The following is a 13,018-nucleotide window of genomic DNA, read 5'->3' on the forward strand; positions in this document are numbered from 1 at the left end:
CCAGCGATTTCGCCCCGCCGGGCGGCGCCGGCCGCCCCTTTCGCGTCCGCCGCCGCCGGCCTATATCAATCGCCCTGACGCCAGCCGCAAGATGCCGAGAAGGAATCCCATGAGCCGCAAGCACACGAAGGTCCTCATCATCGGCTCCGGCCCCGCCGGCTACACCGCGGCCGTCTACGCCAGCCGGGCGATGCTGGAGCCGCTGCTGATCCAGGGGATCGAGCCGGGCGGCCAGCTGACCACCACGACCGAGGTCGAGAACTGGCCCGGCGACACCGAGGTGCAGGGCCCCGACCTGATGGTCCGGATGGAAAGCCACGCCCGCGCCATGGGCGCCGAGATCGTGATGGACATCGTCTCAAGCCTCGACCTGTCGAAGCGGCCCTTCACCGCGACCTGCGACAGCGGCGCGGTGGTCACGGCCGACGCCGTGATCCTCGCCACCGGCGCCCGCGCCAAGTGGCTCGGCCTTCCGTCCGAGGAGAAGTTCAAGGGCTTCGGCGTGTCGGCCTGCGCGACCTGCGACGGTTTCTTCTACCGCGGGCAGGAGATCGTCGTGATCGGCGGCGGCAACACCGCCGTGGAAGAGGCGCTGTTTCTCACCAACTTCGCGTCCAAGGTCACGCTGGTCCACCGCCGCGACGAGCTGCGGGCCGAGAAGATCCTGCAGGACCGGCTGTTCAAGCACCCCAAGATCGAGACGCTCTGGCACCACACGCTGGACGAGGTGATCGGCGCGGACAGCCCTCTCGGCGTCGAAGGCGTGAAGCTGCGGCACGTGGACACCGGCGAGATCACTGAACTGCCGGCCAAGGGCGTCTTCATCGCCATCGGCCACGCCCCGGCGTCCGAACTGGTGAAGGACCAGCTGGAGCTGCACAACGGCGGCTACGTGAAGGTGGAGCCGGGCAGCACCCGCACCTCCATCCCCGGCGTCTTCGCCGCCGGCGACCTGACCGACCACGTCTACCGGCAGGCCGTGACGTCGGCCGGCATGGGCTGCATGGCCGCGCTGGATGCCGAGCGGTATCTGGCGGAGAGCGGCGCGCAGGAGGGCAAGGACGAGACCCTGCCCCTCGGCTACGGCGCTCCGGAGACGGAAGGCGCGGCCGCGGCGGAGTGACAGGGAGCGCGGAGCCGCGTTCGGGGTCGGGACGCCACGCCCGGGTACGGAGCGCCCGCCCCGGCCCTGAGCCGGCCCCCGCTCCATGATGCGACCGCCGCCCCGGCGGCGCGAGGTCCCGGGTCAGGCCCGGGACGCGTCGTCAACTTGAAATCACCCGCCCCGGCCGTGAGCCGGGGCCTCGCTCCGCGGGGCGATACCCGGTCCGCACTGCCGCGCGGGGTCCCGGGTCAGGCCAGGGACGCGTCGTCAACTTGAAACCACCCGCCCCGGCCGTGAGCCGGGGCCTCGCTCNGCGGGGCGATACCCGGTCCGCACTGCCGCGCGGGGTCCCGGGTCAGGCCAGGGACGCGTCGGCTGTTTTCGAGCGCGCCCGCCCCGGCCCCGAGCCGGGGCCTCGCGCCGCGGGGCGCCACCGTCGCGCGTGCCGCGCGAGGTCCCGGGTCAGGCCCGGTACGGGTCTCCGAAGACAAACCGGTCCGCCCCTTTGACGGCCGCCTAGACCGGCGCCAGCGTCCCCAGCGCGAGCACCTCGCCCGTCGGCTGGCCGGTGGGCGAGCCGCCGGGCGGCTCCTCGGACACCGCCAGCGTCAGGCCGGCCGCGGCGAATTCGCGCGGGTAGTCGGGGATGAAGAAATCCCTCTCCTCGATCACGCCCAGCGACACCGGCGGCTGTCCTTCGGCGATCGCCCACAGCTCCAGCACCCGGCCCGGCGGGGCGGAGCCCTCGTCGAGGATCACGTGCATCGCGCTGAGGTCGCCGAGGATGCCGACGCGCAGCTGAAGCGCCTGATCCTCGGACGCGACGGAGGCGAGCAGGACCGGCGGCGGCAGGCCGGGCGGCTGGACCGTGAAGAACAGCGCGACCGCGACCGACGCCGCGAAGGCGACGCCGCTCAGCCAGCGCCACCTGGACGGGCGGGACGAGGACGAGGCCGGCGCGCCCGGGAACAGCCGCTCCTCGATAGCCGCAAGGACGCGGGGCGGCGGCGCCACCTCGGCCGTCTCGGCGTCGAGCTCGGCGAACGCCTCGCGCCAGGTCCGCACCTCGCGGGCGAACAGGGCGTCGGCGGCGAGGCGGGTGCGCACGGCGGCGGCCTCGGCCGCGGACAGCAGTCCGAGGACGTATTCGCCGGCGAGCGCCCTGTCGTCGTCCCCGTATCCGCCGTCCGTCATCGTCATCGCGCCATGCACTCCTTGAGGGCGATCAGCGCCCGGCGCAGCCAGCTGCGCATCGTGTTCAGCGGCACGCCATGGGTGCGCGCCAGATCGTCGTAGCTCTGCCCGCCGAGGTAGGCGCCGCGCACGGCGGCGCGGCGGTCCTCGGGCAGTTCGCCCATGCAGGCGACGATGCGCGTCGCCTCGCCGCGCACGATCGCCGCCTCTTCCGGCCCGCCACCCGGCGCGGCCATGTCGGCCGCCGCGTCGTCGGCGCCCGCGGTCTCCTCGCGGCGCCGGCGGGCGGCGTCGATCGCCGCGTTGCGGGCGATCGTGATCAGCCAGGTCATCGGCCGGGCCCGTCCCTTGCGGTAGCGCCCGGCATTGGCCCAGACCTTGACGAACGCCTCCTGCAGCGCGTCCTCGGCCCGTCCCCTGTCACGCAAGACACGCAGGCAAACGCCGAATAGTTTCCCGCTGGTGCGGCCGTAGAGATCGCGGAAGGCCGCGCGGTCGCCGAGGGCCACACGCGCGATGCACGCTTCCAGGTCGTCGCCGCTCGCGTCCATCAAGCCTCCTCCGGAATCGGCTCATATGGGCATGGCGGCGGCGGATTGCCAAGCCGTGGGGCTCGTCGGCCGCGATACCGGGGCCGCGGGGACCGCCGCTCTTGAAACCGCGACACGAGGGGGCTAGGCCCCGCATCGATTCCCGTCCGGCTTCGGCCGAAAACCCTTTGAAACCGAGAAGCCACGCCCATGACGCCGAACCTCGCCCCGATCCCCGAGCTGTATGTCTCGTACGACAGCGCGCAGAAGCTGAAGGGCGAAGCCGCGTCCCTGCCGAGCTGGGATCTCTCGCCGCGGCAGATCTGCGACCTCGAGCTCCTGATGAACGGCGGCTTCAGCCCGCTGAAGGGGTTCCTGTCCGAGGAGGACTACGACAGCGTCGTCGATACCATGCGCCTCGCGAACGGCGCGCTGTGGCCGATCCCGGTCACGCTCGACGTCAGCGAGAAGTTCGCCGAAGGCATCGAGGTGGGCAGCGACATCGCGCTCCGCGACCAGGAGGGCGTGATCCTCGCCACGATGACTGTCACCGACCGCTGGACGCCCGACAAGGCGCGCGAGGCCGAGAAGGTGTTCGGCGCCGACGACGCGGCGCACCCGGCGGTCAACTACCTGCACCACACCGCGGGCAAGGTCTATCTCGGCGGCCCCGTCACCGGTCTGCAGCCGCCGGTGCACTACGACTTCAAGTCGCGCCGCGACACGCCGAACGAACTGCGCTCGTTCTTCCGCAAGATGGGCTGGCGCAAGGTCGTGGCCTTCCAGACCCGCAACCCGCTGCACCGCGCGCACCAGGAGCTGACGTTCCGTGCAGCCCGAGAGGCGCAGGCGAACCTGCTGATCCACCCCGTCGTCGGCCTGACCAAGCCGGGTGACGTCGATCACTTCACCCGCGTGCGCTGCTACGAGGCGGTGCTGGACAAGTATCCGTCCTCGACCACCCACCTGTCGCTGCTGAACCTCGCCATGCGGATGGCCGGCCCGCGCGAGGCGCTGTGGCACGCGATCATCCGCAAGAACCACGGCCTGACGCACTTTATCGTCGGCCGCGACCATGCCGGCCCCGGCAAGAACTCCGCCGGCGAGGATTTCTACGATCCCTACGCCGCGCAGGATCTGGTGCGCCAGCACCAGGAGGAGGTCGGCATCGAGATGGTCGACTTCAAGATGATGGTCTACGTCGAGGACAAGGCCCAGTATTATCCCGTCGACGAGGTGCCGGAAGGATCCACTGTCCTCAACATCTCGGGCACCGAGCTGCGCCGCCGCCTGCGCGAGGGACTGGAGATCCCCGACTGGTTCTCGTTCCCCGAGGTGGAGGCCGAGCTGCGCCGTACCTCGCCGCCGCGCTCGCAGCAGGGCTTCACGGTGTTCTTCACCGGCTTCTCCGGCTCGGGCAAGTCGACGATCGCGAACGCGCTGATGGTCAAGCTGATGGAGATGGGCGGCCGTCCGGTGACGCTGCTCGACGGCGACATCGTGCGCAAGAACCTGTCGTCCGAGCTCGGCTTCTCCAAGGAGCACCGGGACCTCAACATCCGCCGCATCGGCTATGTCGCGAGCGAGATCACCAAGAACGGCGGCATCGCGATCTGTGCGCCGATCGCGCCCTACGCGACGACCCGGCGGGCGGTGCGCGAGGACGTGGAGCAGTATGGCGCCTTCGTCGAGGTCCACGTCGCGACCTCGCTGGAAGAGTGCGAGCGGCGCGACCGCAAGGGCCTGTACAAGCTGGCGCGCGAAGGGAAGATCAAGGAGTTCACCGGCATCTCCGACCCCTACGACGTGCCGAAGGATCCCGAGCTTCGGGTCGAGACCGAAGGCACCGACGTGGACAATTGCGCCCACCAGGTGATCCTGAAGCTGGAAAGCATGGGCCTGATCCGGGCCCAGTGAGGGAGAGGGGCGCTCCGTCGGGGGCGCCCTTTCTCGACCTTAGCGGGATAACTGGGCTGACGCGGTCCTGTCCGGCCGTGTGAAAGTCCGCCGCATCAGAAGATTACCCGTCCCGGGCCTGACCCGGGACCTCGCTCCGTTCCGCGTGAGGCCTCGGGTCAGGCCCGGGGCGGTCTCGCTTTCAGCGCTCCTTGGCGCTCGTCCGCCCCCTACCGCACCACCGGCTCCAGCGGGTCGTAGAGGGGGGCATCCGACTCCCCCCACGCCACCGCGGCCAGGCTGTCCGGCTTCACCGCCAGCGCCGCCATCTCGTCCCGCGTGATCCAGCGGCGGAGGGTCACCACGCCTTCGGGATCGGTCCAGTCGCCGTCCGGATCGCCGGCCACAACCGTGCAGCGGAAGTAGATGTCGACCTGGTGCATCGGGCCGTCCGGGTCGTGGAACTCGTTCACGAGACAGGGCGCGCCGACCTCCACCGTCAGTCCCGTCTCCTCGAACACCTCGCGGGCCAGGTTGTCGGGCAGCGAGGCGTGCGCCTCGACCCCGCCGCCGGGGGCGCACCAGAGGCGGGCGCTGCCGGGATAGGCGTTCACGAGGAGGAGCCGCCCCTGACGCATCAGGATGCCCCGCACCGCCAGCCGTGGTCCCCTGCCCGCCATGGCGCCGACCCTGCGCCGCGACCGATCGGGACGCAAGGTAACAGGGCGGACGGCGGGCGGCTGCGTGCTATCTCCCTCCCATGCGCGGCCTTGCCCCCCTCCTCGCCTGTCTCGCCGCAGCCCCGGGCGCCGCCGCCGAGGGCGACTGCGTCGTGCTGCTGCACGGCCTCGCCCGGTCCGAGCTGTCGCTGGCGCCGATGGCCGAGGTGCTGCAGGCGAACGGCTACGTGACCGTGAATACCGGCTACGCCTCGACCGAGGAGACGATCGAGACGCTGGTCGACGACAATGTCGGCCGCGACGTCGCCGAATGCGGCGACCGGGTGGTCCATTTCGTCACCCACTCGTTGGGGGGCATCCTGGTCCGGGCCTGGCTGACCCAGAACCGTCCGGCGCGGATGGGCCGGGTCGTCATGCTCGCCCCGCCCAACGGCGGCTCGCAGCTGGTGGACGTGTTCGGCGACTTCGAGCCGTTCGAGTGGGTCAACGGACCCGCGGGCCTCGAGCTGGGGACCGGGTCGGGCAGCGTGCCGAACGAGCTGCCGGCGATGGCGACCTACGAGGTGGGGATCATTGCCGGGACGGCGTCGCTGAACCCGATCTACTCGGCCCTGATCGAGGGGCCGGACGACGGCAAGGTCGCGGTTTCCTCGACAATCCTGCCCGGCATGGCGGACCATATCGAATTGCCGGTGAGCCACACGTTCATGATGAACAACCCCCTCGTCATCGCCGAGGTGCTGGAGTTCCTGGAGCACGGCCGGTTCGACCACGAGCTGACGATGGCGGACGCGATCTTCGGGGAGTGACGTCGGCGCCGAGCCGCCGGAGTCGGCTCCGGCCGTTCCGGCCGGACCCGCCGGGGGCGCTGCCCCCGGACCCCCGGAGGTATTTCCAGCAAGATAGGGGAGCGGGGCCGGTCAGCGGGCGGGTCCGGTGATCCGGTTGACGTGGCCCGTCTTGCGGCCGGGGCGGACCTCGGCCTTGCCGTAGAGGTGCAGCGCGGCGCCGGAGGCGGCGAGCGGCGGGACGCGGGCCATGTCCTCGCCGATGAGGTTCTCCATCACCACGTCCGAGTGCCGCGACCCGTCGCCGAGCGGCCAGCCGGCGACGGCGCGAATGTGCTGCTCGAACTGGTCGATGATGCAGCCGGTCTGCGTCCAGTGGCCGGAATTGTGCACCCGCGGCGCGATCTCGTTCACGACGAGGCCGCGCGGGGTGACGAAGAGCTCGACGCCGAGGACGCCGACGTAGTCCAGCGCGTTCAGGATGCGGCCCGCGAGGAGGACCGCGTCGGCGGCGAGCGAGAGGGACAGCGTGGCGGGGACGGTGGTGGTGCGCAGGATGCCGTCCTCGTGCACGTTCTCGCCCGGGTCGTAGGCGGCGACCGCGCCGTCGATGCCGCGAGCGGCGATCACGGAAACCTCGGTGGTGAATTCGACGAAGCCTTCGAGGATCGCATCGGCGCCGGCCATCGCCTGCCAGGCCGCGTCCGCGTCGGCGGCAGAGGCGAGGCGCGCCTGCCCCTTGCCGTCGTAGCCGAGGCGGCGGGTCTTCAGGATCGCCGGCGCGCCCACAGTGGCGAGCGCGGCGTCGAGGCCGTGACGCGACGACACGGGCGCGAAGGGCGCGACCGTGAGGCCGATCCCTTGAAGGAACTCCTTCTCCGACAGGCGGTCCTGGCTGGTGGCGAGGGCGCGGCGGTTCGGGCGGATCGGGCGCAGGCTCTCGATCAGGTCGAGGGCGGCGGCGGGGACGTTCTCGAACTCGAAGGTGACCACGTCGACGCTCTCGGCGAAGGCGCGCAGCGCCGCCTCGTCGTCGTAGGACGCCGTCGTCAGGCGCCACGCCACGTCACCGGCCGGCGCGGCGGCGGGCTCGTAGATGTGGACCTTCAGGCCGAGGCGGGCGGCGGCTAGCGCCAGCATCCGGCCGAGCTGGCCGCCGCCGAGGATGCCGATCGCCGATCCGGGGGGCAGCGCGTCAGACATCCTGCGGCGCCTCGGGGATGGAGGCGGAGAGCGCCGCGCGCCAGGCATCCAGGCGGCCGGCCAGCGCCTCGTCCGAGACGGCGAGGATCGCCGCCGCCATCAGGCCGCCATTCACCGCGCCGGCCGCGCCGATCGCCATCGTCGCCACGGGAAAGCCGCGGGGCATCTGGACGATGGAATAGAGCGAGTCGAGGCCGCCGAGCGCCCTGGTCTCGATCGGCACGCCGATCACCGGCATCCGCGTCTTGGACGCCATCATCCCCGGCAGGTGCGCCGCGCCGCCGGCGCCGGCGACAATGACCCTGACGCCCCGCGCCGCCGCCTCGGGGGCGTAGGACCAGAGGCGGTCGGGCGTGCGGTGGGCGGAGACGATGCGCGCCTCCCACGGGACCTGCAGCTCGTCCAGGACGTCGGCCGCGCCCTTGAGCGTCGGCCAGTCCGACTGGCTGCCCATGATGATGCCGACCGCCGCCTCAGCCATTCCGACCCCCGTCCTGCGGAAGCGCGGACTATAGCCGCCGGGCGTCTGCCTTCAAGCGGGGGAGCGGGGCCCCGGCAGGGCGAGCGGGCCGCGGTCAACTCAACCGTTTCGCCCCGGCGCCGCATGTGGTCTAAGCGGCCTCGGGGCAATTGCCGGAAGTTTCATGTCCGCCGACCACCGCACGGAATCGGATAGCCGCAAGCTGCTCGGCCGTCTTCGCGACACGATGGCGGAGGATGCGGCCGGCCAGGCGCGGCTGGACAAGATCGTGCAGCTGATCGCCAGCTCGATGCAGACCGAGGTCTGCTCGATCTACCTGTTCCGCGACGCCGACACGCTGGAACTCTGCGCCACCGAAGGCCTGCAGCCCGAGGCGGTGCACCAGACGCGGATGCGCCTCGGCGAGGGCCTCGTCGGCCGCGTCGCCCGCACGCGGCGTGTCATCAACACGGCCGACGCGCCCTCGGCCCGCGGCTTCCGCTACATGCCCGAGACCGGGGAGGAGCGGTATTCCAGCTTCTGCGGGGTGCCGGTGCAGCGCCTGGGCGAGACGCTGGGCGTCCTCGTCGTCCAGTCCAAGGAGGCGCGCGAGTTCGTCGCCGACGAGGTCTACGGCCTCGAGGTGGTGGCGATGGTGCTGGCCGAGATGGCCGAGCTCGGCGCCTTCGTCGGCGAGGGCGCGGCCCTGTCGGCGCGGCACAGCCGGGCGGCGATGTTCCGCGGGACGCAGGCGCAGGAAGGCGCGGCGATGGGCCGGGTCTGGCTACACGACCCGCGGGTCGTGGTCACCAACCCCGTCTCGGACGATCCCGAGGCCGAGACACAGCGCCTGCGCGCCGCGATCGACCAGCTGCGCCTGTCGGTGGACGGGATGCTGTCCTCGGCCATGACCGTCGATCCCGACCAGGTGCAGGTCCTCGAGACCTATCGCCTGTTCGCCAACTCCCGCTCGTGGCTGCGGCGGATGGAGGAGGACATCGAGAGCGGCCTCTCCGCCGAGGCCGCCGTCGAGAAGGAGCAGAGCCTCGCGCGGGTGCGGATGGCGCAGTCGGGGGACGCGTACCTGCGCGAGCGGCTGAGCGACCTCGACGACCTGTCGCACCGCCTGCTGCGCATCCTCACCGGCCAGGGCCGCGACACCGGCGCCGAGATGCCGGACAATCCGGTCCTCGTCGCCCGCAACATCGGCCCCGGCGAGCTGCTGGAGTACGGCAAGCGGCTGAAGGGCATCGTGCTGGAGGAAGGCTCCGTCGGCAGCCACGCGGCGATCGTCGCCCGCGCCTGGGCGATCCCCCTCGTCATCCGGGCCGAGCGGATCACCACCGAGGCGCTGAACGGCGACACGATTCTCGTCGATGGCGATCAGGGCATCGTGCACCTGCGGCCCGACGAGCAGGTCAGGAAGGCGTTCCAGGACAAGATCGCGATGCAGGCCCGCGCGATGGAGCGCTACGCCTCGATCCGCGACCTGCCGGCCGAGGCGACGTGCGGCACCGTGATCGGGCTGCACATGAACGCCGGCCTGATCGCCGACCTGCCCTCCCTGCCCTCCTCGGGCGCCGAGGGGGTGGGCCTGTTCCGCACCGAGCTGCAGTTCCTCGTGCGCAACCAGATGCCGCAACGGGGAGAGCTGGCGGCGATCTATTCCCACGTCATGGACAGCGCCCACGGCAAGCGCGTGGCGTTCCGCACCCTCGACATCGGCTCGGACAAGGTCCTGTCCTACATGAAGCCGACCGAGGAGCCGAACCCGGCGATGGGCTGGCGGGCGATCCGCGTCGGCCTCGACAAGCCCGGCGTGCTGCGGATGCAGCTGCAGGCGCTGATCCGCGCCGCCAAGGGGCGTCCGCTGACGGTGATGTTCCCGTTCATCGCCCACCCCGACGAGTTCCGCGCGGCGCGCTGCGAGTTCGACAAGGCGATGGACCGCGAGCGAATCCTGGGCCACGCGCTGCCCCAGAGCGTCGAGGTGGGCGCGATGCTCGAGACGCCGTCGCTGGCCTTCGCGCCCGACGGCTTCTTCCGCGAGGTCGACTTCATCTCGGTCGGCGGCAACGACCTCAAGCAGTTCTTCTTCGCCGCCGACCGCGAGAACGAGAGCGTGCGCCGGCGCTACGACACGCTCGACGTGTCGTACCTCGCGCTGCTCGAGACGATCATCCGCCGCTGCGACGACGCCGGCACCCCGGTCTCGTTCTGCGGCGAGGATGCGGGGAGGCCGGTGGAGGCGCTGGCCCTGTCGGCCCTCGGCTTCCGGTCGCTGTCGATGCGGCCGGCCTCGATCGGGCCGGTAAAGCACCTGCTGCGGCGGTTCAGCCTTCAGGAGGCGCGGGCGGTCATCGACAAGGCGCGCGCCGCGGGGGCGAGTTCGGTCCGCGACGCGGTAACCGAATGGATCTCGACGCAGGGGTGAGACCAGCGGAGAAGGCCGCCGCCACGCCGGGGCCATATTGCTGCCCCGCCCGCGCGGCAGGGTGCGGCCGACCCTGATGCCGCAGCGCCATATGCCGATCGCCACCGACCCGTCCGACCGCCGGTTCCTGTTCCTGCAGGGACCCCACGGCCCCTTCTTTCACCGCCTGGCCAAGGGCCTGCGGGCGGCGGGGGCCGACGTGCTGCGCGTCGGCTTCAACGCCGGGGACCGCGCCTTCTGGTTCGGCGCGCCCGGCTACATCCCCTACCGCGGCGCTCCGGACGACTGGCCGGCCGAGATCGCCCGCCTCGTCATGTCGGAAGGGATCACCGACCTCGTCCTCTACGGCGACACCCGCCCCATCCACGCCGCCGCGGTGGCCGAGGCGAAGCGCCGCGGCCTGACCGTCCACGTGTTCGAGGAGGGGTACATGCGCCCCTACTGGATCACGTATGAGCGCGGGGGCACCAACGGGCATTCACGGCTGATGCACCTGTCCGTGGCCGACATGCGCAACGCGCTGGCGCAGTCCGACATGGACGTGCCCGAGCCGCCTGCACGCTGGGGCGACATGCGCCACCACGTCTTTTACGGCGCCCTCTACCACTGGTTCGTGCTGTTCCGGAACCGCGACTACCGCGGCTTCCGCCCGCACCGCGAGCTGCCGCTGATGACCGAGACGCTGCTCTACACGCGGCGCCTCCTGCTGATGCCGTGGCTCGCGCTCGACCGGGCCGTGGCGCAGGCGCGCATCCGCTTCGGCGGGTTTCCCTACCACCTCGTCCTGATGCAGCTGGAGCACGACGCCTCGTTCCGCGAGCACTCGCCCTTCACCCGCATGGAGGAGTTCCTGCGGCTGGTGGTCGAGGGCTTCGCCAAGGGCGCCCCGCGGCACCATCACCTCGTCTTCAAGGCGCATCCGCTGGAGAACGGCCGCTCGCCGCTGACCCGGATCATCCGGCGCCTCGGCGAGGAGCACGGCATCGCCGACCGGCTGCACTACGTCCGCGGCGGCAAGATAGCGCGGCTGCTGGACCACGCGCGGACCGCGCTCACCGTCAATTCCACCGCCGCGCAGCAGGTGCTGTGGCGCGGCATCCCGCTGAAGGTGTTCGGCCGCGCCGTCTACGCCAAGCCGGAATTCTGCGCCGGCGAGCCGCTGGCCGAATTCTTCGCCGTGCCCAAGCGGCCCGACACCCGCGCCTACAAGGACTATCGCAAGTTCCTGCTGGAGACGTCGCAGGTCCCCGGCGGCTTCTACTCCGCCCGGGGCCGGCGGCAGCTGATGCGGCAGGTGGTGGACATGATGCTGGCCGCCGAGGACCCCTACGACGCCCTGAAATCGGGCAAGGCGGCGCCGCGGCAGCCGCTGCGCGTAGTCACCTGAACGTCGGTCCGGCGCGCCGGACGACTCTCCCTAGCGGTTTTTCGGCCGCCCTCCGCAAGGACTGGGGCTGCGCGGCGCCGGAGCAACACCTTCGGCAACCGGATCCGCCGCCCGGCCGGGACTGTCGCTTTTGCGCGGCGATTCCGGTAGGTTGAAAAGAAAACCTGAGGCAGACAAGAACAGGTCGAGGAGACCGGGCAGTGACCATCCTTACCAGACGCCGCCTTTTGGCCGGCGCGACCGCGACGCTTGCGTCCGGCGCCCTGGCCGGCTGCGGCCTTCCCCGCTCCGGCCCGAACCGCAGCGAGATCTTCGCCGGCTCCGTCCTGCGCGAGGGCGACAGCTTCATCCTCGTCGTGGACGACCGCGTGAACGCCATCGCCGGCGTCACCCCGGCGCTGGCCTTCAGCCAGGGCTTCGCGGGGGCGGGCGTGCTCGGCTCGGACACGATCAACCCCGGCGACGTCCTGTCGATCACGGTGTTCGAGAACGTGGACGACGGTCTTCTCGTCCCCACCGGTCAGAACGCGACGATCCTCGACGAGGTGCAGGTCGACGGGTCGGGCTTCATCTTCGTGCCCTATGCGGGGCGCATCCGCGCCGGCGGCAACACGCCCGAGACGATCCGCCGGCTGATCGCCGAACGCCTCGGCGACCAGACGCCCGACCCGCAGGTGCAGGTCGCCCGGATCGCCGGCGACGGCTCCACCGTGTCGGTCGTGGGCGGCGTCGGCGCCCAGGGCGTCTACCCGATCGAGCGGCCGACGCGCACCCTGTCGGCGATGATCGCCCGCGCCGGCGGCATCGCGATCGAGCCGGACATCGCGCAGGTCACGCTGGTGCGCGGCAGCCATCGCGGCACGATCTGGTTCGAGGACCTGTTCCAGAACCCCGCCGCCGACGTCGCCCTGCGCGGCGGTGACCGGATCTTCGTCGAGGAGGATTCGCGCTCCTTCACCGCACTCGGCGCCACCGGCGCACAGAGCCTCGTCCCGTTCGAGAGCCAGACCATCAGCGCCATCGAGGCGATCGCCCAGGTCGGCGGCCTGTCGACCACCAGCGCCGATCCGACCGGGGTCTTCGTGTTCCGCAACGAACCCGAGGCGATCGCCCGGGCGCTCACCGGGATCCCCGACCTCGTCGGCACCCAGCGGGTCGTCTACGTCCTCGACCTCACCCGTCCGAACGGCATGTTCTATGCCCGCGACTTCGCGATCCGCGACGAGGACACGGTCTACGTGACCGAGGCGCCGTTCGTGCAGTTCGACAAGCTGATCTCGGCGATCACCGGCACTCTCGCCACCGTCGACACGGCCGCCTCCATCGGCAGCGGCTAGGGCC

At 71.3% G+C, this 13,018-nt stretch carries 11 protein-coding genes; 6 read left to right on the forward strand and 5 right to left on the reverse strand.

What is annotated here, in order from left to right; genetic code table 11:
• The first annotated feature begins 109 nt into the window (after window positions 1–109).
• A complete protein-coding gene (gene trxB, locus A37W_RS0120155; RefSeq protein ID WP_018304864.1) occupies window positions 110–1,123 on the forward strand; it encodes a thioredoxin-disulfide reductase in 1,014 nt (337 codons plus the stop codon).
• 498 nt (window positions 1,124–1,621) lie between these two features.
• Here trxB and A37W_RS22555 read toward each other — a convergent pair whose 3' ends face one another.
• Both A37W_RS22555 and A37W_RS0120165 read right to left on the reverse strand, forming a co-directional pair.
• Window positions 1,622–2,305 (reverse strand): anti-sigma factor, encoded by a 684-nt coding sequence (locus A37W_RS22555; protein WP_018304865.1) that lies wholly within the window; start codon window positions 2,303–2,305, stop codon window positions 1,622–1,624.
• A complete protein-coding gene (locus tag A37W_RS0120165; protein WP_018304866.1) occupies window positions 2,302–2,850 on the reverse strand; it encodes a sigma-70 family RNA polymerase sigma factor in 549 nt (182 codons plus the stop codon). The genes A37W_RS22555 and A37W_RS0120165 overlap by 4 nt, the downstream gene beginning before the upstream one ends.
• Window positions 2,851–3,039: 189 nt before the next feature.
• On the opposite strand from A37W_RS0120165, the gene A37W_RS0120170 reads away from it, so the two are divergent.
• Window positions 3,040–4,746 carry a bifunctional sulfate adenylyltransferase/adenylylsulfate kinase gene (locus A37W_RS0120170; protein WP_018304867.1) on the forward strand — a complete coding sequence of 569 codons (1,707 nt, stop codon included), beginning with the start codon at window positions 3,040–3,042 and terminating at the stop codon, window positions 4,744–4,746.
• A 209-nt stretch (window positions 4,747–4,955) separates the two neighbouring features.
• On the opposite strand, the gene A37W_RS0120175 is transcribed toward A37W_RS0120170, so the two are convergent.
• Window positions 4,956–5,405, reverse strand: a complete 450-nt coding sequence (locus A37W_RS0120175; protein WP_026198638.1) for an NUDIX domain-containing protein — start codon at window positions 5,403–5,405, stop codon at window positions 4,956–4,958.
• Between the two features lie 80 nt (window positions 5,406–5,485).
• On the opposite strand from A37W_RS0120175, the gene A37W_RS0120180 reads away from it, so the two are divergent.
• Window positions 5,486–6,214, forward strand: a complete 729-nt coding sequence (locus A37W_RS0120180; RefSeq protein ID WP_018304869.1) for an alpha/beta hydrolase — start codon at window positions 5,486–5,488, stop codon at window positions 6,212–6,214.
• A gap of 111 nt (window positions 6,215–6,325) precedes the next feature.
• On the opposite strand, the gene A37W_RS0120185 is transcribed toward A37W_RS0120180, so the two are convergent.
• Together A37W_RS0120185 and purE are read right to left on the reverse strand one after the other, a co-directional pair.
• Window positions 6,326–7,396 (reverse strand): 5-(carboxyamino)imidazole ribonucleotide synthase, encoded by a 1,071-nt coding sequence (locus A37W_RS0120185; RefSeq protein ID WP_018304870.1) that lies wholly within the window; start codon window positions 7,394–7,396, stop codon window positions 6,326–6,328.
• Complete coding sequence (gene purE, locus A37W_RS0120190) at window positions 7,389–7,877, reverse strand: 5-(carboxyamino)imidazole ribonucleotide mutase (RefSeq protein ID WP_018304871.1); 489 nt, start codon at window positions 7,875–7,877, stop codon at window positions 7,389–7,391. The genes A37W_RS0120185 and purE overlap by 8 nt, the downstream gene beginning before the upstream one ends.
• Window positions 7,878–8,040: 163 nt before the next feature.
• Between purE and ptsP the strand changes: the two genes are divergently transcribed.
• The 3 genes from ptsP to A37W_RS0120205 all read left to right on the forward strand — a co-directional run bounded on the left by ptsP (window position 8,041) and on the right by A37W_RS0120205 (window position 13,014).
• Entirely contained in the window at window positions 8,041–10,290 is a 2,250-nt protein-coding gene (ptsP, locus tag A37W_RS0120195; RefSeq protein WP_018304872.1) for a phosphoenolpyruvate--protein phosphotransferase, read from the forward strand.
• A gap of 76 nt (window positions 10,291–10,366) precedes the next feature.
• On the forward strand, window positions 10,367–11,677 hold the full coding sequence (locus A37W_RS0120200; protein WP_018304873.1) for a capsule polysaccharide biogenesis protein: 1,311 nt from the start codon (window positions 10,367–10,369) through the stop codon (window positions 11,675–11,677).
• Between the two features lie 206 nt (window positions 11,678–11,883).
• Window positions 11,884–13,014 carry a polysaccharide biosynthesis/export family protein gene (locus A37W_RS0120205; RefSeq protein ID WP_156169375.1) on the forward strand — a complete coding sequence of 377 codons (1,131 nt, stop codon included), beginning with the start codon at window positions 11,884–11,886 and terminating at the stop codon, window positions 13,012–13,014.
• Window positions 13,015–13,018: the final 4 nt, after the last annotated feature.

The sequence above is a fragment of the Wenxinia marina DSM 24838 genome (genome assembly GCF_000379485.1).
Taxonomy (GTDB): domain Bacteria; phylum Pseudomonadota; class Alphaproteobacteria; order Rhodobacterales; family Rhodobacteraceae; genus Wenxinia; species Wenxinia marina.

What these genes read in the sequence shown, in the direction of transcription:
- A37W_RS0120175 (WP_026198638.1), bottom strand. Translation starts at nt 5,405, where the DNA reads ATGGCGGGCAGGGGACCACGGCTGGCGGTGCGGGGCATCCTGATGCGT.
- A37W_RS0120200 (WP_018304873.1), top strand. Translation starts at nt 10,367, where the DNA reads ATGCCGCAGCGCCATATGCCGATCGCCACCGACCCGTCCGACCGCCGG.
- trxB (WP_018304864.1), top strand. Translation starts at nt 110, where the DNA reads ATGAGCCGCAAGCACACGAAGGTCCTCATCATCGGCTCCGGCCCCGCC.
- ptsP (WP_018304872.1), top strand. Translation starts at nt 8,041, where the DNA reads ATGTCCGCCGACCACCGCACGGAATCGGATAGCCGCAAGCTGCTCGGC.
- purE (WP_018304871.1), bottom strand. Translation starts at nt 7,877, where the DNA reads ATGGCTGAGGCGGCGGTCGGCATCATCATGGGCAGCCAGTCGGACTGG.
- A37W_RS0120165 (WP_018304866.1), bottom strand. Translation starts at nt 2,850, where the DNA reads ATGGACGCGAGCGGCGACGACCTGGAAGCGTGCATCGCGCGTGTGGCC.
- A37W_RS0120170 (WP_018304867.1), top strand. Translation starts at nt 3,040, where the DNA reads ATGACGCCGAACCTCGCCCCGATCCCCGAGCTGTATGTCTCGTACGAC.
- A37W_RS0120185 (WP_018304870.1), bottom strand. Translation starts at nt 7,396, where the DNA reads ATGTCTGACGCGCTGCCCCCCGGATCGGCGATCGGCATCCTCGGCGGC.
- A37W_RS22555 (WP_018304865.1), bottom strand. Translation starts at nt 2,305, where the DNA reads ATGACGATGACGGACGGCGGATACGGGGACGACGACAGGGCGCTCGCC.
- A37W_RS0120180 (WP_018304869.1), top strand. Translation starts at nt 5,486, where the DNA reads ATGCGCGGCCTTGCCCCCCTCCTCGCCTGTCTCGCCGCAGCCCCGGGC.